A 25,581-nucleotide genomic window follows, 5' to 3' on the forward strand; every position below is an offset into this window, starting at 1 on the left:
AGCGCTTGTGTATCCTCGCAGATCCGTCAACAGGGGGGAAAGCCATGTATCGCATCATTGTAGTGGATGACGAGCCCATGCTTACAAGAAGCTTGACCAAGCTTCTGCATCAGGCGGGTATCGGGGAGGTATCCGTCCGGACGGCGCAGAATGGCCGGGAGGCTCTGGAATTGGTGCGGCAGGAAACGCCGGATATTGTCTTTACGGACATCCGCATGCCGGTGATGGACGGGCTGGAGCTATGCCGGACCCTTGCGGCGATGAATCCGGCGGTTCTCCTGGTTGTGGTGTCCGGCTTTGACGAGTTTGAGTACGCCCGCCAATGCATGTCATACGGCGTGAAGGAATACCTGCTGAAGCCCATTACCATGCGCGGACTGACAGAGGTGCTGCCCAGACTGACGGAGCAGGTCAGGGAGCTAAAGCGCAAGAGCATATCCGCCAGGCAGATTGACGAATGGATTGATGAGCTGGCGGAGGCGGTTTGGACCGGCGACGGCCAGGGAGTTCAGGGCGTCATTGACCGCCTGAAGCAATCCCTTCAGGGGAACGGCGCATCCGCCGCCCGTCTGGGCGGCTGGTTGGAGGATTGCGCCGGCCTGCTGATCAAGAAGCTGCGGAGCCGCGGCATGAACCTTCAAGCCAAGGGGGAGCCCGCAGAGGAGCCGTTTCCCGCCGGCTTTGACGATTTTCACAGGATGGCGCTGGGATGGATGGAGGAGCTGGGCCGGAAGCGCAGAGGGCAGCTCCGGGACCCCATCGAAGCGGCCAAGGAATATATCGACACCAATCTGGCCCTGGAGGTTTCCCTGGAGGAGGTGGCCCAGCTGCTGGGGTTAAGCCCCACCTACTTCAGCCACTTGTTCAAGCAGGAGACGGGACAGACCTTCGTGCAGTACCGGATTATGAGGAGGATGGAAAAGGCCAAGCGGCTCCTGGAGATTCCCCATTACCGGATCAGCGATATCGCCTATGAAATCGGTTACACCGACCCGCCCCATTTTACCAAAATGTTCAAGAAAATGACGGGACGGCTTCCCTCCGAGTACCGCAGCATGATGGGAATCGAATAATGAAAACCAAGGTAGCCGTTCAATTCTATGTCGCCTTCGTTCTGATGCTTGTGGCGACCCTTGCTCTGGTGGGGGGGCTGTCTTACCTGAAGTCCGCCAGGGAAGTGGAGAAGCAGGTGGAGAAATTCCTGTCCCAGGTGCTGCAAACCGCCCTGCATCAGACGGATCTTTATCTGAAGACCTACGAATACGCCAGCAATTCCATCATCTCCAATGTGGAGGTCAGGAGATATCTGGATGTGCCTCCCGAGGACTATTACAACTTTTGGATGTATTACAACCGGATCAAGCAATATGTTCTGCAGCCCAATCTGCAATACCATCCCCAGGTTAACCTGATCTACGTGTTGGGCAAGGACGGAAGGGTGGCTTTCAGCAACTCCAGCACCCGAACCGTTGCAGAGGCGGAGCTGTCCGGATTGTATGACGAATTATGGGAAATTGCGCCGCCGGACGGCCGGATGGCCATCTGGAATCCCTCCTCGGACAGCGGCCAATCCAGCAAATCCGTTACGGTGGTCCGCAGAATCCGCAGTATGAAAAATTGGGAGTATGCGGGGGTGCTGGGCATTGAGTTCCAGGCGGATGAGCTGTCAAGGCTGTGGGAAAGCGTCGACTTGGGAGAGCAGGGCTTTTTCTTCATTGTGGATGACGAGGGGCGTTTTATCTACCATCCCGACAAGAGCCTGATCGGCATGGAATGGGAGGACCCGCTGGCGGTTCGGCTTCTGGAGGGCGGCGGGCAGACCTTCACCGGCGAGCTGGACGGGCAAACCCGCATGTTTGTGGCCCGAACCTCCTCCCAGACCGGATGGCATATGGCCGTTTCCATGCCGCAGCAGGAGCTGCGCAATCCCATCTCCGCCATCCGCTCCACCACCCTGGCGGTAGGCCTGGCTGCGCTGATGGTTTCCGCTCTTGTGGCCTTCTGGTTCGTCCAGAGAATCACCCGGCCTATCCGGCTGCTTAAGGAGGGCATGCGCCAGACGGAGAAGGGCAACTGGCAGCTGATCCAGTCCCTCAACCGGACGGATGAGTTCGGACAGCTGATCCATAGCTACAATTTGATGGTGAACCGCTTGTCCGTATTGATCGATACGGTCTACAGGGAGCAGCTGGAGCGGCAGCAGGCCCAGTATCAGGCGCTGCAGCTGCAGATCAATCCCCATTTCCTGTACAACACCCTGGCCACCATGAACAGCTACGCCATTGAGCGGGACGTCCACGAGATTTCGGAGATGAGCGAGGCCATGTCCTTCATGCTGCGCTACGCCATCCAGACCAATCTGGAGGAGATTACCGTAGCCAATGAGCTTAATCATATCCGCAATTACCTGATTATTATGAGCCACCGCCTGCAGCGGGAATTTGAGATTGACGTGCTGATCCCTCCTTCTCTCCTGTTGGAGAAAATGGTGCCGCTGACTCTTCAGCCATTGGTGGAAAACGCGTTCCAGCATGCTTTTCCCATGGGAATACAGGAGCATCACCGCATCCGCATCGATGCCGGAACGGATGCGGGAGTGTTCCAGGTCATGGTGGAGGACAACGGCGCCGGCATACCGGAGGAGCGGCTGCAGCAGATCATGGAGCTGTTCCGGCAGAAGAAAGGCGCGGACACGCCGGGCGGCCGCAGGGGAAGCATCGGGCTGGTGAATGTGCATCGCCGCATCCAGCTGGTATTCGGAGAGGAATACGGATTGTCCCTGGAGGCTGTACCGGAAGGGGGAACGCGGATTGTGATGTCCATGCCCGCTGCCAGAGGCAGCAGAGCCTTTCCCCAATCATGAACCGCGGCTATTGACCGGAGAGGAGACCCAATATGGATTTCAGGACTTACTTGGACAGCTTGGCCAAGCCGGATTCGTTCCGGCCTACCGGATACGGCAAGGAGATGTATCTGGATGCTATGGAGCTGTCTCTTAACGGGTATACAAGACAAGAGCTGGAGGCCAAGTGCCCCAAGAACGGGGGGCTCCCGGACGATATTCAGGCATTCTCCCGGCTGGCCGCCCTGACCGGCTTCCTGCTTGCCAATGGAAGAGTGCCGGAATACAAGGAGCTGTGGCTGGACATGATGGACATCTGCAGCGGCAGCTATCGGCTGATTCGTGATAATCACCGGAATGATTTTGCCGTTAAGGAGTTTATGCTGGCCTATAAGGCGGCGGGGCATCTGGCTGAGGAAGTCCGCCGGTCAGCCTGGATGGAGCAGCTGCGGCTGGTGGACCCGTGGCTCAATTATGATTGCAGACTCCGGACCGGAACGGACAGGCGGCTGCATAACATCAACGTTTACAACATGGCCGGCGAATGGCTGCGGCAGACGGAGGGGCTGACGGATACCGCGGACTATTTCCGGGCCCACCTGCCGCTTCAGCTGTCCTGGTTTGATTCCAACGGCATGTACATGGACCCGGGGAATCCGCTGATGTACGATGCCATGACCCGGCTTCAGGCGGCCATCATGCTTCATTACGGCTATGCCGGGCCATATGCCGAAGTTTTGGACGCCAACCTGGAGAAGGGAGGGATCATCTCCCTTTTTATGCAATCCGCCGCATTCGAGGCTCCCTTCGGCGGCCGCAGCAACCAGTTCCTGTTTGCCGACGCTGTTTATGCGGCCCTGTTCGAATACGAGGCCTCCAGATACAAGCGGCGGGGAGACTTGCGGACAGCCGGCATCTTCAAACGGGCCGCCAGACTGGCCATGGCCAGCGCCGAACGGTGGCTTCAGGCCAAGCCGCCCCGGCACATGCGCAATTCCTACCCGCCCCGCTCCGGGTACGGGACGGAGGCGTACGCGTTTTATGAGAAATATATGGCGACGTTGGGGACAAATGCATATTTGGCTTTCCTGTTTGCGGACGACAGTATTGAGGAGCATCCGTGCCCTGCGGAGACAGGGGGCTACTGCATGCAGACCTCGGAGCATTTCCACATGATTATAGTCAATTGCGGCGGGTACTCTGTCCAGATCGACGCCAATGCCAACGACAAGTATGACGCCGCCGGATTGGGGCGGATTCATCGGGCGGGATTTCCCACGGAGCTGGCCCTGTCCACTCCCTTTACCTCCGAGTCCGGCTACGCCCTGCCGGACAATGTGCAACGGGCCATGGCCTCCATCAGTCCCGGATGGAATGCAGGGGACGGTACGGTCCAGTTCCTGAGCAGCTTGAAGCAACCGATTGGATATGCGCTGGAGGTGCTGGAGGAAAGCCGGGAGCGGGCCGTATTCCGGATCATTTATACCAGTCCGCAGCTGCGAGGCTGCGAGGCTGTAGCGGAGCAGTATGCCGTCAGCGCAGATGGCGTGGCTATTGAGGCGGAGCTGATTGCCCCGTCGGTTCCGGAGATGTATTATCAGCTGCCCCTGTTTGCCTGGAACGGGCAAGAGAAGGGGGAGATAACAGCCGCTTCCTGCGGGGCGCAGGTAGCCATGGGGGAGTTCGTCTACGGTGTGGAGACATCCGGGGAGCTGGAGGTGGAGAGCCGGACCATCGGGAACCGGAACGGCCTGTACCGGCTGGCCCTGGCGGCCAGCGGCCAACCCGCCATCGGGCTCAAGCTCCGGTTGAAGGAGCCGGGAAGCGGCGGTGATGATTGCCGATGATCTCCATTAAAGGAGGAGCGGCCGGCCAATGTTTGCCGCTTGCCGCCAAATTCGAGCTGAAGGACGCCAATGTGTGGGGGGCGACGATGCTCCGTACGGAGGACGGCATCTGCCATCTGATTTTCTCCACGTGGCCCAAATCCCTGGGGCATATGGCCTGGGCTACCCATTCGGAGCTGGGCTACGCCACGGCGGAGCAGCCCGGCGGTCCCTACCGGTTTCAGGGAATGGCCTTGACCCGGGATAACGGGGATCGTTGGGATTCCGGCGGCATGCACAATGAATGCCTGATCGAGGCGAAAGGCAAGTATTATCTGTACTATAACGGCCAGCGGGGAAATGGGGAATGGTGGGATCACCGCAACCACCAGCGGGTTGGCGTGGCGGTGGCGGATCATCCTTCGGGACCGTGGCGGCGCTTTGACCGCCCGCTGATTGAACCCAAGCCGGGCCATCTGCTGACGGCGACGCCCAACGTATTTTTGCGGCCCGACGGGCGTTATCAGATGGTCTACAAAACGGTGACGGCGGGGCCTCCGCCCTTCGGAGGAAGCGTCCGGCATGTGATTGCCCTGGCGGACAGTCCCCTTGGCCCTTTTGTTGACCAGCCGGAGCCGTTTATCCGCCGGCCGGCCACCCATTTTCCCATTGATGATCATGTGGAATGGGCTCAGGATGGCGCTTATTATGCCATTGTCAAGGATAACCAGGGTGAATTTACCGGGCATACAGGGGCGATGATTCTGTTCCGGTCCGCGGACGGCTTGGCCTGGGAGCTTGAGCGTGATCCCGTTGTGATGCTTCCGCAGATCACCTGGGAGGATGGCCGGACTCAAGCTTTTGACCGTCTGGAGATGCCGAAGCTGCACATGGAAAAGGGAACTCCCACCCATCTGTTTCTTGCCGGTCTGCCCCGGGGGGAGGACGACTCCTTTATGGTGGCCGTTCCGCTAATCTCCTAATGCAGCGGCGCAGACAATATTCATGAAAGGGATGAGAGCATGGATATCCAAAAAATGATTCGGCCTGTTCCCGGACATGGTTTTTTTGCCATGGAGGGTTATCAGGTCTGGTGCCCGTCTGTGGTCCGGACGGCAGACGGCGTCTTCCATATGCTGTTCTCCCGCTGGCCCCTGGCCTCCGGGCATCACGCCTGGGTTACCCAATCGGAGGTGGCGTATGCCACGGCCTCCAGCCTGATGGGGCCGTATACCTTCTCGCATGTGGTGCTCCGGGGCAGCGGCCACGGGCGCTGGGACGGGGATGTGGTGCATAATCCCACTGTGCTGGAGCATGACGGGAGGTACTACATGTATTATATGGGCAACTACGGCAACGGGGAGTATTGGGATCACCGCAATCATCAGCGCATTGGCGCGGCCTGGGCGGATCATCCCGCCGGCCCTTGGCAGCGGTTGGACCAGCCGGTGCTGGACGTGAGCCCGGGTGCCTGGGACCATCTGATGGTATCCAATCCCACCGTAGCCAGAGGCCCGGACGGAAGGTTCATCATGGTCTACAAGGGGGTGAGTGACGGGCCGCTGCCCGCGGGAGGAGCCGTTGTGTGCGGAGTCGCCGCCGCTTCCCATCCTCTGGGCCCCTTCGAGAAAATCGCCGGGCCCATTATGGTGAACCCCGAGCACGACAGATCCGTGGAGGACCCTTATATCTGGGTTCAGGACGGGCGTTTTTATGCCATAGTCAAAGACTTTCAGGGGTATTTTACCCGGACGGGAGCAAGCTCTCTCGCTTTGTTCGAATCCGCGGACGGGATCGATTGGAAACCCGCGGAGTCGCCTTTGGCCCTGCGTAAGGAGATCGCCTGGGAGGATGGGACGGTGGAGGCTGTGGCCGCTCTGGAGCGTCCCTATATCTGGTTCGACGGGGGACGCCCTGCGGCTCTTCTGTGTGCGGCGGCCTTCGATGAGGAGCGGGAGCGCACCGCCAATATCATCATTCCCTTGAGCCGGGAGGCTGGCGGCGGCCTGGAGGGCTGACGGCTACTCCCTCCCCCTGTATTCGGAGGGGGCGGCGCCCACAGTATGCTTGAACAGCCGGCTAAAATAGAACTCATCCGCAAATCCCAGCTTATGGGCCACTTCCTTGACGGTAAGGTGGGTGGACAGCAGCAGCTCCTTGGCTTCATCCATTTTGATCCGGTTAAAATAGGCAATGGGGCTCATCCCCGTCAGCTCATGGAAAACGCGGGACAGGTAGGAGGGGCTGACGCCGGTGTGGCTGCCCAACTGGTCCAGGGTCAATTTTGCCGAGGTATGGCGGTTCATGCATGAGATGGCCTGATCCACAAGCAGCAGCTTGCGGGCGGCCTTTGCCCGGGTTTGGTCCATCAGCATATCCATGATCTGCATCAGGAGAATTTTGCACTTCCACTCGTACCCCACCCCCTTGGCGCTCCATAGCCGCCACGCATCCTGAAAGCATCTTCGCATGAATGGAGTCTGCACCACGGCCGTTTGGATGCCAAACGGTCTTTCCTGTCTGCCGTTTTCTCCCGGCTCCAATGAAGGCTCCAATGAAAAATGAATGGTGAAAAACTCCGTATGCTCCCGGATGCCAATCTCCAGAGCATCGCCGGGCATAAAGGAAAAGAGCGCTCCCGCCTGCGCCGGATGGTCCGCCTGATTAAGCGTAAAGGTGGGGCCGCCCTCCACAATATAGCAGAAAGCATGGCTCCCGTAGACAAACCGGTTCAGCCTCCATGGAGGCTCGGCAACGCGGTGAATGATTCCTTTTACCTCCGGATTCCATAAATGCGCCATACAGGTTTCTCTCCTCCAGGGGTGGTGCTTCATTATCATATACTCATTCGGCGGCGGCTTGCGCATTTCCTGCCTTCCGACTGAAAATATCGGTTCGCGATAATCCATGTTTAATGAGATATTCCATGGGCTCCATAATCAGGGGACGATACAATATAAGTGCAAGAATCATAACTCACCCTTATAGGAGTGAAACGGACATGAAGCAATTTCATATTCAGGATCATCCATTTCGACAGCAGATTGAAAGCTTCCAGGAGCAGGTCCGGGCGTCTCCGCCGCCGGCGCCCTCCCGCTGGACTCCGGAACGCAAGCTCTCCTTTCTCCGGGAGATTGTGGAGGCCTTCCGCAGCAGGCAGGACTCCTCCGGGGCCATTATTGACCCCGTCACGGACGAGGAATGGCATTATTCCACCCCCTGCTACGCCCTGGCCGCCTCTGTTCTGGCCGCCTGCGGCTTTGAACGGTATGCGGAATCCGCCCGGAGGGCTCTGACCCACAGCATCGGCTGCCTGGTCCGGGGAGAAGCCCCGCAGAATCATGGGGATTTTTTTCCGGTTCCGATTATGGAGGCCTGCCGTCTCTTGGGGCCGCATGTGCCGGCGGAGCAGCTTGAGGCCTGGAGGCAGGCTTTGTCCGGGATAGATCCCGAGCAGATCTATACCTATGTGGAGGCTAAGAAAGACCCCGATGACATCATCAACTGGAATGCCATCGCGCTGTCCGGGGAATATCTGCGGTTCCGGGAGGGGCTTTCGCAGGATCAATCCTGGGTGGAGAAATATTTGACCACATATCAATTGCCGCGGTTCACCGGGCTTGGCCTGTACCAGGATGGACGGCTGTCCTCCCCCAACTGCCCCTTCGCCTATGATATCGTAACCCGCTATCACCTGGAGATTCTGAATGAAAGCGGATATGCCGGGGCGGGCGCCGGGGAGCTGGAGAAGCGCCTGCGGCTGGGGGCAACCACCGGCCTGTTCCTCCTGTCCCCTCTCGGAGAGTACCCGCCCAGAGGGAGAAGCGCCCAGCACCAGTGGAATGAAGCTGCCGCCGCCATGATTTTCTCCATCTATGCCAAGAGGGCCAGGAGCTCCGGCGAGGAGACTATGGCCAGGGCGTTCACCCGGGGAGCGGCCCTGTGCTTCGAGGCTATCTCCAGATGGCAGACGGAGGCAGGGGATCTGAGAATCGTCAGGAACTACTATCCTCCGGAGAAGCGGCACGGGCATGAAATTTATTCCCGGCACGCCACCTACAACATGTGGACTGCCGCCGCCCTCGCCTTCTCCATCCTGCATGCCGATCCCGATATTCCCGAAGGGGCGATCCCTGCGGAGACAGGGGGCTATGTGCTTGAGGCCGACGGCTCCTTCCAAACAGTGGCGGCCTCCATCCGCAATCAGCAGATCATCGTTCAGACCTCCCTGCAGGACCCTTACAACTTGCCGGGGATGGTAAGAATTCACCGGACGGGGCTGCCCTCCCTCATCGGTCCCTCGTCCGCCGGATTCGGGGAAGCGGGCTTCACTCTGTTCAGCGAAGGTGCCGTGGAGCCTGTCAGCTACGCTCCCGCCTGGCAATCCGCCGCCGGCGGAAGGTGGCATTCCCTTGTGGAGGGCTCTCCCGGCGGCGGAGATTTCAACATGATGGACGGCATCGACGGCCGGGCTTCCGGAGCCGGGGCAGTCGTCCGGACGGAGACCGAGCTTCCGGAGCTTTGCGTCTTCGCCGTTCATTGGAAGGGACTGCCGGGGGAGGTGGGGGAGATAGAAAGCCGGTATGTCCAGCGGGACGGGGAGATTGAAATGCATTATTCCTTCCCGCCTTCGGTGGAGAAGGCGGGGGCCGTCATTCCTCTGCTGGCCTATGACGGGCAGGAGGCCAGCGAGATTGAAGTGCTGCCTGCCTCCGTCACCGTCCGCTACAGGGGAGGCACGCTGTGTGTTCGCCCTCTGACGGAGGATACAGTTATTGCGGAGGAGCAGCCGGGCAAGCAGTATGCCTCCCGGAACGGCCTGCTGCGGGTTGTGCGGCTGGAGCGGCAGGGGAATGCCATCGCCTTCCGCATCACGCTGCACCCTTGACGGGGAGATACACTTTGCTGCGGCATAGGAAAATAAAGGAGAGTGAGCGTATGGGATTAAAAGCCAGAGCTTTATCGCTTCCAACGGATGAGGCCCATTGCCAACGGGTGTTCAGCCAAACACTGGCCAAGGTTATGGATAAGACGGAGGAGAATATCCGCCGCTTCGGAGAGCAGTTCCCGTACTACGGCGAAGGAAACCGGTACACGCTGACGGCCAATTCCACATGGGTATCCGGCTACTGGACGGCCTGGCTGTGGATGGCCTATTACCAGACGGGGGATTCCGTGTTCAAGAGGGCGGCCGACGGCCACTTCGAAGGGTATAACCGCCGCTTCAACCAGCCCTACATCCACTGCCATGATGTGGGAGTCATCTATGATATGACGGCGGTCCGCGGTTTTCATGTTACCGGAGAGGAGAAATGGAAGCATGTGGCCCTTCGCGCCGCAGCGCTGCTGTCCACCCGCTTTCACGAGAAGGGGGAATTCCTGCAAGCGTGGGGCTTTCCCGGCGACCGCGGGGTCAACGGCGGACGAACCATTATCGACAGCCTGTGCTGCACTCCCCTGTGGCTGTGGGCGGCCGAGACAACAGGCGATCCCTATTACAGGGAGCTGGCCGTCCGGCAGGCGCGTATGATAAGGGAGCGGCTGGTGCGTCCGGATTATTCCAGCGGCCATACCTTCCTCTTCGATCCGGAGACGGAAGAGCCCGTCGGAATCAGGACGGCCCAGGGCTGCGCGGATGATTCCACCTGGAGCCGGGGGCAGGCCTGGGGGATTCAGGGCTTCCCCGTTTCCTACGCCTTCACGGGCGACCCCGACTTCCTCCGCGTTGCCTTGGAGATGCTGGACTGGTATGTGGACCGGCTGCCGGACAGCCTGATTCCCCCCTGGGACTTTCAGGTGCCGGAGGAGGAGCGGGATACCTCCTCCCTTGCCCTGGCTGTCAACGGCATGCTGCGGCTGGCCGCTTTGCAGACTGTGCCGGAGGAGATCCGGGAAGCCTGTCTGCGCGTTTCCCGGTCCGCCATGCTGAGTCTCATCGAACGCCATGGCGCAGCGGCGGACGGGGAGGCCTGGGGATTGCTGCGGGAAGGGGTCTATCACAAGCCCCAGAACAAGGGGGTCGGCGAGTTCGTCATTTGGGGCGACTATTATTTTTTGGAGAATCTGATGATTCTGGCGGGGAAAAATCCCCTGCAGCTGGATATGGCCCACCGGCTGGGCAGATAACAAGGGAGGATGGCAGCGGATGGATCATTCGTTGGATGCGGAAGACTGGAAGGAACTGCGGAAGCTGCTTTATTCCGCCGTGCTGAGCGATGTGCTGGACGATCTGGGGTGGCGGAGGCAAACCCTTGACCCGGGACTGGTTCCTTTGGACAGCGGCCTTGTGCTCATGGGGCGGGCTTTTACGGCCATAGCCGCGGAAGTATCCGTTATTCCCGCCGAGCCTTACAAGCTGCAGATGGAGGCGGTGGATGCCATTGATCCGGAGGAGGTATTCGTGGTCCAGACCGGCGGCTCGGACAAAGCGGCCTTCTGGGGCGAGCTGCTGTCCACGGCATGCCGGGCCAGAGGCGGCACAGGCGCTGTGGTGGACGGCCTGTGCCGGGATACCCGCAGAATCAGGGAGATGGGCTTCCCGGTGTATGCAAGGGGAACCAGACCGGCGGATTCCAAAGGAAGGCTGGATGTGGTCGCCTATCAGGTGCCGGTGGAAATCGGCGGGGTTCGCATTGAACCGGGGGACATTCTGTTCGGAGACAGCGACGGCATCACCGTTGTTCCCCGGCAGGCGGAGCGGCAAGCCATTGAACTGGCGCTGGCCAAGGCCACGGGTGAGAATGGCGTCCGTGCGGCCCTTCAGAACGGCATGCTTTGCTCGGAGGCTTTCCGCACCTTCGGAATTTTGTAGAAGGCAGGAAGAAAAGCCAAGACCATGACAAGAAAAACCATTGTCCAGTTTTTGGGATGATCTTACAATTGCAGGAGGGCGGGAAGCTGCCCTCCTATGCGGATTCAGCGGGAAAGGAGCGATGCCGGTTCTGCGACGGAAAACAGCGGAGCCTATTGGCGCTGTGCAGACAGCGGTTTGTAAGCGATTTCTTTTGGGCTGTGCGCCAGGACATTTTGAGAAGGAAACGGGTGATCATTTAAGGGAGGATTGAGTTATGGCTAAGGAAAGGATCAATGGTTTGGCCGGAAGGCTGCCTTTGGCGCTGTTGGCGCTGGCAGCTATGCTGCTGATGGCTCTGCTGGCGGCCGGCAGCAAGGCTTACGGGGCGCCTCCAAGCGATGTCTACCAGCTGGAGTGGGCGGATGAGTTTGACGATGGGAGTGTGGATGCCGATGAATGGCTGTACCGTCAGGGGAATCGCGTCATATGCGCCAATTTGCCGGAAAATGTGACGGAGCGGGAAGGCTTTCTGCGGATTGCCCTGAAGCAGGAAACGGCGGGGAGCATGAACTACACCTGCGGCGGCGTCATCTCCAAAAGGCTGTTCGGGTACGGCTACTACGAGACCAAGGCGAAGCTGTGGCCGGACAAGGGCTTTCACTCTTCCTTCTGGCTGATGGGCGTGCCGTTCAACACGGCGGATTATTCGGGTCCGAACAATCAAGTGAATGAAATTGACGGGTTCGAGGTGGACGGGCATGCTCCCGGCGAGGTGTACACCAATACCCACTATTACACCCCCTCCCATGTGATTCATAAGGGGGGAGTCTACAAGAAGATCAATACTGCCGCCGATTATCATGTTTACGGCTGGGAATGGACCCCTACCCAGGTGAAATTCTATGTGGACGGCGTATTGACCAATACGGTGGATTATCCCGGCCCCCACGGAACCCAGAACGTCTGGTTGACCTCCCTGGGCTATACCGAGCCGGTTGATGCCACTAACCTGCCCGGTGAAGTAACGTATGATTATTTCCGCTTCTACAAAAAAACGGACCTGCTTCAGGCACCGTATGGAGCCATTATCCGGGACAATGCCCAGCCTGGCTACAGCGAGTCGGGGGGATGGTCAGGCACCAAGCTTGCTTATGGCTTCAACGACAAGGATACCCGCTACACGGATGCCGCAGGCTCGTGGGCCCAATGGGACGCGGCTCTGCCCTACGCCGGACAGTATGAGGTATTCGCCTGGAACCCCAGCTTCTACAGCTCCTCGGACAGCCATGCGGTGTATACCGTGTCTCATGAAGCCGGGACGGTTGCAGCCGCTGTCTATGTGGACCAGAGCACGGCCGGGCAGCAATGGGTCAGCCTGGGAACGTATTCCTTTGCCGGAAGCGGCAATGAATATGTCAGGGTGTCCAAGGACAGCGCGGCTGCAGGCTCTCTGCGGGCGGATGCGGTGATGTTCGTGCCTGCGGCGGTGATGCCGGAAACACCGGCTGACGCCGTGCCCCCTGCCGCCCCGGCCGGATTCACCGGAACGGCAAGCCTGTCTCCCGCCGACGGGGATGCCATCGCAACCTGGACCTGGACCGCCAACAGCGAGCCGGATATAGCCGGGTACAATGTATACCTGGACGGGATCAAGATGAACTGGAATCTTGTGGCGGGCACCAGCTTTTCCTTTAACCGGATGCGGGCCGGACAGGGCCATACGCTGACGATGAGCGCCGTTGATCACTCAGGCAACGAGTCAGCCCCATCGGGGCCTGCGGCGGTTCAGATTCCTGCGGACACGTATGCGCCTGCGGCTCCCGGCCCATTCTCCGTGGAAACCTCCGACGGTCTGGCGGTGCTGAACTGGATCAAAAATACGGAGCTGGACGTGCGGGGATACAATGTTTATCTGAACAATGTGAAGATCAATACTTCCCCGGTCAGCGGCGGAGAGCTGTATCCGGACGCCCAATACATGGTGAAGGATCTGGAGAACGGCAACATATATACCTTCCACATTACGGCGGTGGATTATTACGGCAACGAATCAGCCGGATCGGCTGCCGTAACCGAGGTGCTCCGGCCCATTACCGTCATTGACGGAACCGGATCGGGATATATGGAGCTTTCGGGAAGCTGGTCGGGCTCCGGCATCAAGGGCTGGGCCAATACCTCCACCCGGACCTCCAACACGGCAGGCGCTGCGGCCGTCTGGATTCCCGCCTTGGCCGCATCCGGCGACTATGAAGTCTTTGTCTGGATTCCGAAGCACAGCAATGCCACCGTCAATGCCAAATACACTGTATATTATAACGGCGGCTCCCAGGAAATTTTCAAGAATCAGACCGTCGAAGGGAACCAGTGGATTTCCCTGGGCACCTATCCGTTTCTGGCGGGGGCAGGCGGTTATGTGAAGGTGGAGAATGCCGCCGGCAGTTATCTGCGCACCGATGCCATGCGGTTTATGCCTGCCTTCGAAACGGTCCATGTGATCGACGGCGGCGATCCCGGCTACAGCGAATCCGGCAACTGGCAGGGAAGCGGACTGTCCGGCTACAACGGAAGCTTCACCCGTTATGCGGGAGCAGGCGGCTCTTATGCCCAATGGACCCCCGGCATCGGGGCCCCGGGCAATTATTCCGTATACTTCTACAAGGTGGTGGGCCCCAGTTCCCACACCAATGCCCAAGTGAGCGTTTCGTACAGGGGAGTGACGGACAGCCGGTCGATGAATCTGACGGAGGGAGCCTCGGGCTGGGTTTATCTGGGGGACTATTCCCTGACGCCGGGGGATTATGTGCGCATCGCCAAGACGGAGTCGGGCGGCTATGTGCGCTCGGATGCCGTCAAGTTTGTGCTGAACCCCTCCGAGCTTTACGTGGATACGGAAAGCGCCGGCCAATATACGGAGTCGGGCAACTGGCAGGGCAGCAGCTTGAAGGGGTATAATGGCAGCAAGACCCGGTTCAGCTCATCGTCGGGCGCCTATGCCCGGTGGACGCCGGACGTGCCTACGGCGGGCTTGTATGAGATATATATTTACAAGGTAGTCGGGCAGGGGAATGCAGTCTCGGCCCAGATTGATGTTCATTATACCGGGGGTGCGGATACGAAGCCCTTATACCCGGCGGACGGAGTCTCCGGCTGGGAATATGTCGGCGATTATTGGCTGTCTCCCGGCACTGCCGACTATATCCGCCTTACCAAAACCGTATCGGGCTATATCCGCTCCAATGCGGTCCGGCTGATTCACAAATAAGATGAAGCCCATACCCGGTTCAAGGCCGGGTATGGGCATATTGGTTAAGCGGCGCTTTCAGCCGAATCCGGGGTTGGACCAGGCCCGTTCCGTCTCCTTCAGCCACCGCAGCTCCGATTCCGCCGCGTCCCAGTAGCTGTCGCCGAACCATTCAATTGCCGCGAAGCCGCCGTATTCCAGCTGCCGGATTTGCCGAAGAAAGGGCATAAAGTCCATGTCTCCCTCCCTGAGCGGATAGCCGTAGCGCACCTTCCCTTCGGGGGAATGCCGTCCGTTTTTGAGATGGATATTCACTGTATGCGGCCACAGCGCCTGAAGGGCCTGCAGCGGATTTTCGCCCATATGAAACAGGTTGTAGATGTCCAGATTCACCTTCAGCTGCGGGGAGTCCACAAGCTCAAGGAGCCGCAGCGTGGCCGGAGTGGTATCCGTCAATTGGCCGTGATGGGTCTCCATGATGATGAATACGCCGTTTTGCTCCGCCGTCCGGCATATGGCCTTAAGCCCCTGCGCCGCCCTTATCCATTGGGCTTCCGTTGCTTCCGCCGAGCCGATCCAATCGAGAAACAGGCGCACGTGGGCTCCTCCCAGCTTCCGGGCGCATCCGCACAGCTGCTTCGCCTGGTCCAATGCCTGGGGGAGCCGCTCCTCTTCGGCAATGAATGCGGTGGACGCCGCGATGACCGAAGCCTGAAGCCCGCTGTCCCGCAGCAGCCCGCTCAGTCTCTCCACTCCGCCGTCTGCGTCCAGGCAAGCGTCCAGATGCCCCTGCCAGATCTCGATTCCGTCATAGCCGATGCGGGCGGCGCGGGGGATAATGGACTCCAAAGCTTCGTCCTTATTGCCTGTGGAACACAGGGATAAGCGCATATGCTACTCCACCTTTACAAAAGTTTGCTCCCGGGCCGAACGGTACACGGCCTGTACGATCCTCAGATCCCGCAAGCCGTGCTCCACAGGGACGGGAGGGGTCCGGCCCTCGAGCACAGCCGAAACAAAAGCGGCATGCTGATTATAGGGATTATGATCCAGCTGAACAGAGGAGGGAGTGAATTGGGGGAAAACGGCGTCATAAACCGTCTCCGCCTGCAAACAGCGGATGAAGGCTCCCTGGAAAGGGGCGCGCAGCTGGGCCTCCACCCTGTTGCTTTCGGTAATGATGATATAGCCTTCCGTGCCGAACACGGCCAGGGAAAATTGGGGGCTGCAGTAGGACGCCTCCAGTGTTCCCAGCGCCCCGCCCGCAAACCGGCAGATGGCTGCCGACGCATCGTCGCCGCCCACATGGGGAGAAAACCGGTTGTGGCAAAAAGCGGCCACACTTTCAATGGTGTCGCCGATCAGCCACTGGACCATATTCACGGGATGGAGGGCCAATTGGATAAAAGCGCCGCCGCCGGTTTTTTCCGCCGAGGCGCGCCAATTCTCGGGCTTCAGGCTTCTGCCGGTGATACCGGCTCCTCTGCACCGGACAGAGACGACGCGGCCGATCCATCCGCCGTCGACAATCATTTTTGCCTCATGATAAAGAGGGTTGTCGAAAAAGCTCATATACATGCCTGCTTGTTTCCCTGATTGGGCGGCCACCGCCACAATCCGTTCCGCCTCTTCAACGGAGGGGGTCAGAGGCTTCTGGATAAGCACATGCTTTCCCGCCTGCAGGGCAGCTACTGCCTGGGGCATATGCAGGTGGTTGGGCGTGCTGATGTCCAGCATATCCAGCTCCTCCGCCAAGGCGTCCCCGAAGCGGGAGGTATAGGGAACTCCGCCCAATTCTTCGGAAGCGGAGGCCGCCTCCGCTTCATCCGTATCCACCAGAAGCGCAAGCTCCGCCCCGGGGATGGACAGATACCGCCTGCGGATTTTCTTGGCCATTCCGCCGCAGCCGATCAGTGCGATTCGCAGCCGTTTGCCGTTCATGGCATGACTTCCTCTCTTGTACAGTTTGCTTTCTTCTTCATTAATGTAGCACAAGCTTGCTCCAGTAATCGCCGCCGGATTACACAAAAATGTCGCTGCATTATTCAAAAGCCAAAAGAGGGATGGACTATGAAGTATTTGGAGAATATTGATTTTCGGACAAAGTCGTATTTGTTTTCATACCGCAACACCATGACCGGGTCGGAATTTCGCCGCCTGCATGCCCATCAGGGATTTGAATTTCTATACATCCACGAGGGAGAAGGGACCATTATCACGGAAGGCCGCATCTGCCGGGCAGGACCGGGAATGCTCTTTATGTTCCAGCCCTATCAGCTGCACAGCATCCGGATGGAAGCGGGGAATTCCCCCTATATCCGCTCCGTATTTGCCTTCGAGCCCTCCTGGTATGACGCTTATCTGAAACCGCTGGGAGCGCTCTATGATTTTTTTCAGTATTTATGGCGGCGCGAGCTGCCTGTTCAATGTCTCGATGACAATCATGAGGACGGGAATATGATACCGGCGCTGTTTGCGCAGCTTCACAGCCAACTGCAGAATTGCCGGGAGCAGCCGCAAATTCAGGAAACGGCGGTGTTTCTGATCTGTCTGCTGCAGCAGCTCCGTTCCCGCCGTTCTCTTCAGCCTGCGGCCGTGTTTCCCGTGCAGCGGAGCCAATATCATGCGGAGAGGATTATGGACTGGGTGGAGCGGCATTACCGCGAGCCCTTTGATCTGAAGAAGGCGGCCCGGGAGCTCCATCTCAGCCCGCCGTATGTATCGCGCTTTTTCCGGCAGGCCACGGGAAGCAGCATCACCGAATACCTGACGGCTTTGCGCCTCCGCAAGGCATGCGGCCTTCTGAGGCAGGAGAGCTGGAGTGTGGAGCGTATTGCAGAGGAGGTGGGCTACGGGAGCGCATCGTATTTTTGCCAGCTGTTCAAAAAAGAAATAGGGACCACCCCGCATCAATACCGGGTGGTCCCTGCTCCGATTCATGCCGATGCCCTTATTTGACCTGCTGGGCAGTTACGGAGGTGTATTCCGAGGAGACGTAGGTTTGCAGTTCTACCTTGGAAACAACCATGGGATACATCATATCGGGGTCGGGCGGCGTCAGCCTGTAGCGGATCACCGCTTCCTTGTCGCCTGTAAATTCAATGCCGGTAATCACCGCGCCATAACCGGGATGGGGCACCTGAATGGTGACAAGAGCCTTATTTACCCCGTCGGCGGCCTTCTCCAGGGAGACTGCAGCCTCGCTCCAGACAAGCGGCGTATCCTCCGGCGGAGCGGCGGTTACCCCGGGAACGGGGGTGGCCCCGGGCACAGCGCCCGGCGTGCCTGCCGGCGTGGAGGGTTCGGAGGAAGGAGCGCCGCCGGTATGGCTGGCTACGAAGGCTCTGGCCTCATACAGCCAATCGGCTGCCTCCGAACGGGTAATGCCCGCTTTCGGCCGGAACTGGGCCTTTTCCAGCTTGATAACCCGCATGTTCAAAAGCGTCTGGATGCTGCCGGAGGCGGCAGGATCAATGGCATCCTCATCCTCCAGAATATTGAACAGCTCGATAACGGCAAAATTTCCCTTCTGCTGAATGGCCTTGTTGAGAAGCACGGCAAATTGCTCGCGGGTCAGCTGGCTGGACGGGTCCACATCCTGAGGGAGCTCCAGCCCGTTGTGCTGGGCGATGATGAAATCCTCGGCATACCAGGCGTCATCCGGGACATGGGTGTAATAATCGCTGGCCTTGGGAGCCTTGATGAAGCTGATATGGGCAAGACTCAGGTCTAAGCCTTTGACAAGAAGCCGGATGCCCTGATCGTAGGTCAGAACCTCCTTGGGAGCGAAACGGTCACCGTCCATCCCCGAAAGCACACCATCCTTGCGCAGACTTTCAATCTTGGTTTGGGCAGGGTCCTGGGATATGTCGCTGAATGCGAAGGCGGCAGTTCCTCCCAGCATAGCGGCAGCCAACACAACAACAGAAATTCGTTTGGTTAATGGATTCAAAGGAATCACCTCCAGCCTTACTGACGCCCGCAACGGGAAAAAGGTTGCAGCAGCGGCAGATACCAAGCTTTTGCCTCCTTTCGCCTATTCTCCCCTTCGCTCAGGAAAATAAAACCAGCCCCCGACCCTGCGGCCGGAGGCTGGTTTTATTCCATATAGGCGTTACGCCATCAATTGGCGAAGTACGGTTTGCAGGATGCCGCCGTTCTTGTAGTAGTCCACATCCACCAGACTGTCCAGGCGGACCGCCGCGGGGAAGGTGAAGCTGCTGCCGTCGGTGCGGACGGCGGTGACGGTGACCTGCTGGCCGGGCTGGATGCTGTCGCTTAAGCCGGAGACGGAGAAGGTTTCTGTACCCGTGATGCCCAGACTCTTCCAGTCCGCCCCGTCCACAAATTGCAGGGGCAGCACGCCCATGCCCACCAGATTGCTGCGGTGAATCCGCTCATAGCTTTCGGTGATGACGGCCTTGACGCCCAAAAGCAGGGTGCCCTTGGCGGCCCAGTCCCGGGAGCTACCGGTGCCGTATTCCTTACCGGCGATGACCACCAGGTTGGTGCCGGCCTCCTGGTACTTCATGGAGGCGTCGTAGATGGACTCCACCTGGCCTGTGGGCAGGTAGGTGGTGACGCCGCCTTCGGTGCCCGGGGCTACGGCGTTGCGGATGCGGATGTTGGCGAAGGTGCCCCGCATCATCACCTCATGGTTGCCGCGGCGGGAGCCGTAGGAGTTGAAGTCCTCCCGCTTGACGCCATGGCCGATAAGATATTTGCCTGCGGGAGAATCCGCCTTGATGTTGCCCGCCGGAGAAATATGGTCGGTGGTCACGGAGTCGCCCAAAAGCGCCAGCACCCGCGCGCCGCCGATATTCCCGATATGGCCCGGCTCCGCTGCCAAATCCTTGAAGAAGGGGGGCTCCTGAATATAGGTGGAGGAGGCGTCCCATTCGTACAGCTCGCCCTCCGGCACCTCGATGGCGTTCCAGCGTTCGTTGGCGTTGAAGACGTTCTTGTATTTGTCCCGGAACATGGCGGGATCAAGAGCGGACTTCACCGCTTCCTGAATCTCTTCGTTGGTGGGCCAGATATCCTTCAGGAACACCGGCGTATTGCTCTTGTCATAGCCGATGGGCTCGGTGGTCAAATCAATGTTCACGGTTCCCGCCAGGGCATAAGCTACGACCAAAGGCGGCGAAGCCAGATAGTTGGCCTTCACCTGGGCATGGACCCGGCCCTCGAAGTTCCGGTTGCCGGAGAGGACGGCGGCTACGGTCATGTCGTTGTCGGCCACGGCCTTGGACACTTCATCCGGCAGCGGACCGCTGTTGCCGATGCAGGTGCCGCAGCCGTAGCCGGTGACGTGGAAGCCCAGTTCCTCCAGGGCGGGGAGCAGTCCGGCGTTTTTCAGATATTCGGTGACCACCAGGGAGCCGGGGGTCAGGCTGCTTTTGACGTAAGCGGGTTTGGTCAAGCCGCGCTCCACCGCTTTTTTGGCGACGAGACCGGCGCCCAGCATGACGCTGGGGTTGGAGGTGTTGGTACAGCTGGTGATGGCGGCGATAACCACAGCGCCGTTGCGCATAAGGGAGCTTTTGCCATCGGGGGAATAGATGGTGACCTCCTCCTCCGCCAGCTTCTGCTCCGGCAGGCCGTAGCCGCCCTTATCCAAAGGAGCCCGCACTGTTGTATTGTAGGCTTCCTTCATGCGGGACAGCTCCACCCGGTCCTGGGGACGTTTGGGCCCGGCCAGGCTGGGCACCACGGTGGACAGGTCCAGCTCAATGGTATCGCTGAACACCGGATCGGGGGTGCTGTCGGTGCGGAACATGCCCTGGGCCTTGTAATAGGCCTCCACCAGGGCGATTTGCTCCTCGTCCCGGCCGGTCAGGCGCAGGTAGTTCAGGGTTTCGTCATCCACCGGGAAAAAGCCGACGGTTGCTCCGTATTCCGGGCTCATATTGGCGACGGTAGCCCGGTCGGCCAGGCTCATGCCGGATAAGCCGGGGCCATAGTATTCCACGAATTTGCCCACGACGCCCTTTTTGCGGAGCATCTGGGTGACGGTCAAGGCCAGGTCGGTGGCGGTGGCCCCTTCCGGGAGGCTGCCGGTGAGCTTGAAGCCGATGACATCCGGCGTAACAAAGTAGAGAGGTTGGCCCAGCATACAGGCTTCCGCCTCGATGCCGCCCACGCCCCAGCCCACAACGCCCAGGCCGTTGATCATGGTGGTGTGGGAGTCGGTGCCGACGAGAGAATCGGGGTAGGCTACAAGCTCGCCGCCGACTTTTTTCACAGCGGTAACGGAGGCCAGGTATTCCAGGTTGACCTGGTGCACAATGCCCGTTCCCGGAGGCACGGCGCGGAAGTTGTCAAAGGCGGTTTGCGCCCAGCGCAGGAAGCGGTACCGTTCCCCGTTGCGCTCAAACTCCACCTTGGTGTTGTATTCCTCCGCTTCCTTGGAGCCGAAGGCGTCCACCATGATGGAGTGGTCGATCACCAGGTCCACGGGGACCAGCGGGTTGATTTTTTTGGGGTCGCCGCCGGAGGCCTTCATGGCGGACCGCATGGCTGCCAGATCCACAACGACAGGAACGCCGGTGAAGTCCTGGAGCACAATCCGCGCGGGGATAAAGGGAATTTCCTTATTGGCATCCCGCCCTTCGGCCCATCCGGCAATTTGCTTCACGTGCTCTTCGGTGATGGCCCGGCCGTCGAATTGGCGGACAGCGGCCTCCAGCAGCACCTTAATGGAAAAGGGAAGGCGGTCGATGCTTCCGAATTGTGCGGACAGGGCGGGAAGATCATAGTAAGCGTATTCCTTGCCGCCTGCGGAAAGCTTCTTTTTGACCGAGTAACGATCCTGGTAGGACATAAATAGTTAGCCTCCTTAGTTTCATCTAATGAAACTTTATTTCAAAATATCGTTATCTTCAGTATAGCGGGTTTCCTGCTGTTCGTAAATGCCAAATTGCCTTGTTTCCCATTCATGAACCCCCGGCAATCCTCATATATTGTACCTGAGCTTTATTGGGTGTTAAGCCAAGCTGGAAGAGGAGGGGACCGGCATGAATTGGAAGCTGGCGCTGTACGATTTTATCCATGCCCGCAACCAGACGGAAACGGATTACGACATCGGCCCGCTGCGGCAGCTGACGGCAGACGGGGAATTCCTGCGCCAAATGGAAGCGCGGCAGGAGCGCCGCAGGCTGCAGCATCTGATCCGCGGGCTGGCGCCGGTCCGCTCGGAAATCCGGCTGGGCGTCAAGCAGGTGGAAACCTCGGAGCGGGAGGCTATTGTGGATATCCGGCTGGCCCAATCCTTTCAGGGAAGTGTCGGCAGCCGGACGCTGACGGAGGATAGCTGGTGGACGGAGCGGCTTACCTTTGCATCAGTGCGGGAAGGCGTTTGTTTATTGCAGCGTGTGGAGCGGTCTCCTTACGCCGACCGGGATGAACGGGCGGGGCTGTTGCCGGAAATAGCGGAGGAGGTCAGGCAGCCGCTGCCGCCGCCTTTTCTCAGGCAGGGGCTGCAGGCGGTTTCCCGCAATAAGGGGGCCTACAACCGGAGGCTGGCGGTGGAATACGCCGAAAGATTCTGGGAAACCCCCAATCCCGCTTATTTGGCCTTTGAGGTGGATTGCTCCAATTATGTATCCCAATGCATTCTGGCAGGGGGCCACTATATGGATTATACCGGCCGCCGGGAGGCCGGCTGGTGGTACCGGGGCCGGAGCGGAAGCCAGGAGCTGTGGAGCTACAGCTGGGCGGTGGCCAATGCTCTGCAGCTGTATCTGGGGGGCAAACGGAACGCCGGGCTCCGGGCCGAGGAAGTGGGTTCGCCCAAGGAGCTGGAGCCGGGAGATGTGATCAGCTACAGTTGGAACGGCGACGGCCGTTACGGGCACAGTACGGTGGTGACGGATTTCGATCCCGACGGGATGCCCCTGGTGAATGCCCATACTGTAAATTGCCGCCACCGGTATTGGGATTACAGCGATTCCTATGCGTGGACGGAGGCAACCAAATACCGGTTCTTTCATATTCTGGAACCGTGAGCAGTTTCATATCCCGCTTGAATGAAAGAAGGGTCGGCCTTGAATGAGGAAATCCGTATCGGAGTGATCTATATCCGCAGTCCAGATAAAGCGGAGCAGCGGCTGCGCCGGCTTGCCGCCAGGAGTATGGCGGAGCTGCTCCAGGGGCAGGGGTATGCCGCTGTCATCAAAGAACTCCCTGTTGGAAACGCACAAGCCGTCACAGGGAGCGTGCCCAGGGCGGATGTGCTGCTGCCTGCGGGAGTTCACAGCAGGCGGGAGCTGCGCCGGCTTGCCGCATACGCGGAGGTGCTGGGCATTGCTGTGGCGGGGCTGGAGCCGGCAGGGGCAGTCCTGGGGGCCGACCGGGTGCTGCTGCGCAGGCTTTTGGCAGGGGAGCGTGTGCCCCAAAGCCTGTTCCGCACCTTCACCCATTCCCAATGGGAGCAGGACTCCGCCTATTTTCTCATCGAAATGGAGCTGACCCTGGGGTATCCCTGCCGGATCGGACCGGCGGATTCCGGCTGCGGCCAAGAAGCGGCGACGGCTGCCAACCGGGAGGAGCTGCAGGCGGCGGTGGAGGAGATATTCCGGCAGACCGACCGGGTGTTGGCGGAGGAGACGGTCAAGGGCCGGATGTACGCCGCTGCCCTGGGAGGCGGGGAAGAGCCGGGGGAGATTGCCGTGATGGAGCTGGGGCCGGCGTGGCCGCAGCCGCCGGATGCGGCTGCCAAACCTTCCGCCGGAAGCCCGCTGGAGACAGAGATAAGGAAGGCCTCCCGGCGCGCTTTTGCCGCCTTGCAGGCCAAAGGGCCGGCGCTGCTGTTTTTTGCAACCCCCGACGGGCAGAGCAATGTGCTGTTGACGGATGCGGATTTGTGCCCGGACCTGGGAGCGGACGGCATCCATGCCGCCGTCTGGCGGAATGCCGGTACGGCGGACGGGGAGCGGCTCCGGCGGCTGGTGCGCGCTGCTTGGGAGCAAGCGGGCAAGCCGGGCGCGGGCGGAGCGGCGGACGATTGAGGGCTTAAGAGAGCTGGCGGGAGGGTGAACGGGCCGGGTAATTGCCAGCAGAATATGGTATTCTTAAAGGAACCCCCCTTTAGTTTATGCTTACGATGCTGGCTATCCTTCGGATAGCCCAGTGGATGCTTACGATGCAGGCTTTCCGAAGGAAAGCCCTTAGGAGGAACGCCAATGGGATTCGCTACGGAATTTAACTCGGTATGCAAATTTAAGAACGAGCAGGAGCTTCACGATTTGCTGGAATACGGCAAGTGCAAAATGGTCAAATCCGGCTTCCGCGTATACCCCACCGGCCAGAAGGTAATTGCCTACACGCCGCAGAACCAGGCTATCGCCATTGTCAAAATTACCGCCTCCATTGCCGAAATCAATTTTCAGGGCAAAGAGGTGACCCTGGTGGAGATGGATCTGCTCCGCAAGCTGACGGAGGAAGAGGCCAGAGTGCAGACGGCGCTGGCTTATGAAATGTTTTTCGGGGACAAGGAAGCGGCGGAGTAAAACGGATGATTCCGGCAGACGGCGGGAAGGCTATCCAGATATGGAGACCGAATACTTGCCGGGAGTGACTTGCCTGTGATTGTCCGTTTTGGTTATGTGGCCATGTCCACTGTTGTGTCTCAGGCTTCCCCCTCCAAAACCATGACCGCCACCTCCTTCGCCAAGCTGGAGGACCGGGAGGCCGCCATCCGCAAGCTGGAACGCATTGCGGCGGAGAATCTGCACAATACCCTGCGGCTGCTCCGGCATAACCGGGCCAGCGATATTCATCTGTACCGGTTTTCCTCCAAGCTGATTCCCCTTGTTGGGCATGAGCTGCTTGCGGGCTGGGACCCCTTCGCGGCGCTTTCGGAGCCCTTCGCCCAGGTTGGGGAATATGTGCGCCTGCACCGGATGCGGACAAGCTTTCATCCCGACCATTTTACGGTGCTGTCCACGCCCCGCCGGGATGTGCTGGACAACTCCGCGGCCGATCTGGGGCGGCATCATGCCATGCTTACGGCCATGGGCCTAAACCGCAACGCCAAATGCAATATCCATGTGGGCGGCAGCTACGGGGACAAGCAGGCGGCGGGAGAGCGGTTCATCCGCCATTTCCTTGCTCTTCCCTGGGAGGTGCGGGAGCGGATTACGCTGGAGAATGACGACAAGACCTTTACGGCGGCGGAGACGCTGGCGCTTTGCGAAGAGGTGGGAACGCCCATGGTGCTGGACCTGCATCATCATGCGGTGAACAATGACGGGGAGAGCGCCGTCTCCCTGTGGCCGCGGATTCTCCGGACATGGGAGAACGCCGGGATGGATGAACCGGAATCCTTGGGTTTGCCGGCCCTGCCGCCCAAGATTCATGTCTCCAGCCCCCGAGAAGGCAAGGACGTTCGGGCTCACGCGGATTATGTGGAGGCGGGTCCGCTGCTGGAATTCTTACGGGAGATTGCCCCGGACACACCCGCTCTGGACGTAATGCTGGAGGCGAAGATGAAGGACGGGGCGCTGTTCCGGCTGATGGAGGATTTGGCGGAGATGCAGGGAGTCCGGCAGGTGGACCAGGCCAGTGTGGAGCTGTGAGCGGGCTGCGGCGGGCTTGGAGAGATGAACGGACTCTCCATTTTGAGGATAGCGTGTGTGTTGGAGAGCGTGTGCAGAAGGGGAAAGCGGGACACTCGCGGGGCTTGAAGATATCTGGGACGGCTGTTCCTGCAGAGCGACGGCAATGAAGCCTGGCCGGTGGCGGTCAGGTTTTTTGCTGTGTGCGAGGTGCAGATTCGGGTGAGGGAATGCTGGGATGCAGGCGGACACAGCCTCACTAGCGTTGCATCTACCGTCCCATGAGAGGCGTTCTCAATAGCCGAACCAAATAGACCAAATAT

General features: G+C 59.5%; 19 protein-coding genes. 14 read left to right on the forward strand and 5 right to left on the reverse strand.

Features of this window, described 5'->3' with window-relative positions; translation table 11 throughout:
- Positions 1-44: 44 nt before the first annotated feature.
- The 5 genes from DQG13_RS25245 to DQG13_RS25265 are packed head-to-tail and all read left to right on the forward strand — an operon-like array spanning position 45 to position 6,686.
- A complete protein-coding gene (locus tag DQG13_RS25245; protein ID WP_113022955.1) occupies positions 45-1,073 on the forward strand; it encodes a response regulator transcription factor in 1,029 nt (342 codons plus the stop codon).
- A complete protein-coding gene (locus DQG13_RS25250) occupies positions 1,073-2,863 on the forward strand; it encodes a cache domain-containing sensor histidine kinase (protein WP_113022956.1) in 1,791 nt (596 codons plus the stop codon). Before DQG13_RS25245 ends, DQG13_RS25250 begins: the two co-directional genes overlap by 1 nt.
- A 32-nt stretch (positions 2,864-2,895) precedes the next feature.
- On the forward strand, positions 2,896-4,689 hold the full coding sequence (locus DQG13_RS25255; RefSeq protein ID WP_113022957.1) for a hypothetical protein: 1,794 nt from the start codon (positions 2,896-2,898) through the stop codon (positions 4,687-4,689).
- The gene (locus DQG13_RS25260) at positions 4,686-5,651 is read left to right on the forward strand and encodes a glycoside hydrolase family protein (protein WP_113022958.1); all 966 of its coding nucleotides are present in this window, start codon (positions 4,686-4,688) and stop codon (positions 5,649-5,651) included. The genes DQG13_RS25255 and DQG13_RS25260 overlap by 4 nt, the downstream gene beginning before the upstream one ends.
- Before the next feature lie 39 nt (positions 5,652-5,690).
- A complete protein-coding gene (locus tag DQG13_RS25265; protein ID WP_113022959.1) occupies positions 5,691-6,686 on the forward strand; it encodes a glycoside hydrolase family protein in 996 nt (331 codons plus the stop codon).
- A 3-nt stretch (positions 6,687-6,689) separates the two neighbouring features.
- On the opposite strand, the gene DQG13_RS25270 is transcribed toward DQG13_RS25265, so the two are convergent.
- The gene (locus DQG13_RS25270) at positions 6,690-7,469 is read right to left on the reverse strand and encodes a helix-turn-helix transcriptional regulator (RefSeq protein ID WP_181592987.1); all 780 of its coding nucleotides are present in this window, start codon (positions 7,467-7,469) and stop codon (positions 6,690-6,692) included.
- Positions 7,470-7,669: 200 nt separating this feature from the next.
- Here DQG13_RS25270 and DQG13_RS25275 point away from each other — a divergent pair, with 200 nt between their 5' ends.
- The 4 genes from DQG13_RS25275 (at position 7,670) to DQG13_RS25290 (ending at position 14,723) form a co-directional block, all read left to right on the forward strand.
- Entirely contained in the window at positions 7,670-9,556 is a 1,887-nt protein-coding gene (locus tag DQG13_RS25275) for a glycosyl hydrolase (RefSeq protein ID WP_113022961.1), read from the forward strand.
- 50 nt (positions 9,557-9,606) lie between these two features.
- On the forward strand, positions 9,607-10,794 hold the full coding sequence (locus DQG13_RS25280; protein WP_113022962.1) for a glycoside hydrolase family protein: 1,188 nt from the start codon (positions 9,607-9,609) through the stop codon (positions 10,792-10,794).
- A 19-nt stretch (positions 10,795-10,813) separates the two neighbouring features.
- The gene (locus DQG13_RS25285) at positions 10,814-11,479 is read left to right on the forward strand and encodes an RraA family protein (RefSeq protein ID WP_113022963.1); all 666 of its coding nucleotides are present in this window, start codon (positions 10,814-10,816) and stop codon (positions 11,477-11,479) included.
- Between the two features lie 256 nt (positions 11,480-11,735).
- On the forward strand, positions 11,736-14,723 hold the full coding sequence (locus tag DQG13_RS25290) for a golvesin C-terminal-like domain-containing protein (protein WP_113022964.1): 2,988 nt from the start codon (positions 11,736-11,738) through the stop codon (positions 14,721-14,723).
- A gap of 57 nt (positions 14,724-14,780) precedes the next feature.
- Here the strand turns inward: DQG13_RS25290 and DQG13_RS25295 are convergent, their stop codons facing one another.
- Together DQG13_RS25295 and DQG13_RS25300 are read right to left on the reverse strand one after the other, a co-directional pair.
- Positions 14,781-15,593: a sugar phosphate isomerase/epimerase family protein gene (locus DQG13_RS25295; protein ID WP_113022965.1), complete on the reverse strand. Its 813-nt coding sequence runs from the start codon at positions 15,591-15,593 to the stop codon at positions 14,781-14,783.
- A 3-nt stretch (positions 15,594-15,596) separates the two neighbouring features.
- Entirely contained in the window at positions 15,597-16,643 is a 1,047-nt protein-coding gene (locus DQG13_RS25300; RefSeq protein ID WP_113022966.1) for a Gfo/Idh/MocA family protein, read from the reverse strand.
- A gap of 129 nt (positions 16,644-16,772) precedes the next feature.
- Here DQG13_RS25300 and DQG13_RS25305 point away from each other — a divergent pair, with 129 nt between their 5' ends.
- Entirely contained in the window at positions 16,773-17,660 is an 888-nt protein-coding gene (locus tag DQG13_RS25305; protein WP_181592988.1) for an AraC family transcriptional regulator, read from the forward strand.
- On the opposite strand, the gene DQG13_RS25310 is transcribed toward DQG13_RS25305, so the two are convergent.
- Together DQG13_RS25310 and acnA are read right to left on the reverse strand one after the other, a co-directional pair.
- Positions 17,653-18,654 carry an S-layer homology domain-containing protein gene (locus DQG13_RS25310; RefSeq protein ID WP_146767201.1) on the reverse strand — a complete coding sequence of 334 codons (1,002 nt, stop codon included), beginning with the start codon at positions 18,652-18,654 and terminating at the stop codon, positions 17,653-17,655. The two genes, DQG13_RS25305 and DQG13_RS25310, sit on opposite strands and share 8 nt — an antisense overlap.
- Positions 18,655-18,816: 162 nt before the next feature.
- Positions 18,817-21,525, reverse strand: a complete 2,709-nt coding sequence (acnA, locus tag DQG13_RS25315) for an aconitate hydratase AcnA (RefSeq protein WP_113022969.1) — start codon at positions 21,523-21,525, stop codon at positions 18,817-18,819.
- Positions 21,526-21,718: 193 nt separating this feature from the next.
- On the opposite strand from acnA, the gene DQG13_RS25320 reads away from it, so the two are divergent.
- The 4 genes from DQG13_RS25320 to uvsE all read left to right on the forward strand — a co-directional run bounded on the left by DQG13_RS25320 (position 21,719) and on the right by uvsE (position 25,279).
- The gene (locus tag DQG13_RS25320) at positions 21,719-22,708 is read left to right on the forward strand and encodes an amidase domain-containing protein (protein WP_113022970.1); all 990 of its coding nucleotides are present in this window, start codon (positions 21,719-21,721) and stop codon (positions 22,706-22,708) included.
- A 39-nt stretch (positions 22,709-22,747) separates the two neighbouring features.
- A complete protein-coding gene (locus DQG13_RS25325; protein WP_181592989.1) occupies positions 22,748-23,710 on the forward strand; it encodes a D-alanine--D-alanine ligase family protein in 963 nt (320 codons plus the stop codon).
- A 174-nt stretch (positions 23,711-23,884) separates the two neighbouring features.
- Positions 23,885-24,211 (forward strand): hypothetical protein, encoded by a 327-nt coding sequence (locus DQG13_RS25330; RefSeq protein WP_113022972.1) that lies wholly within the window; start codon positions 23,885-23,887, stop codon positions 24,209-24,211.
- Between the two features lie 75 nt (positions 24,212-24,286).
- On the forward strand, positions 24,287-25,279 hold the full coding sequence (gene uvsE / locus DQG13_RS25335; protein WP_113022973.1) for a UV DNA damage repair endonuclease UvsE: 993 nt from the start codon (positions 24,287-24,289) through the stop codon (positions 25,277-25,279).
- Positions 25,280-25,581 lie beyond the last annotated feature (302 nt).

It is taken from the genome of Paenibacillus sp. YN15 (assembly GCF_003285005.1).
Taxonomy (GTDB): domain Bacteria; phylum Bacillota; class Bacilli; order Paenibacillales; family NBRC-103111; genus Paenibacillus_AR.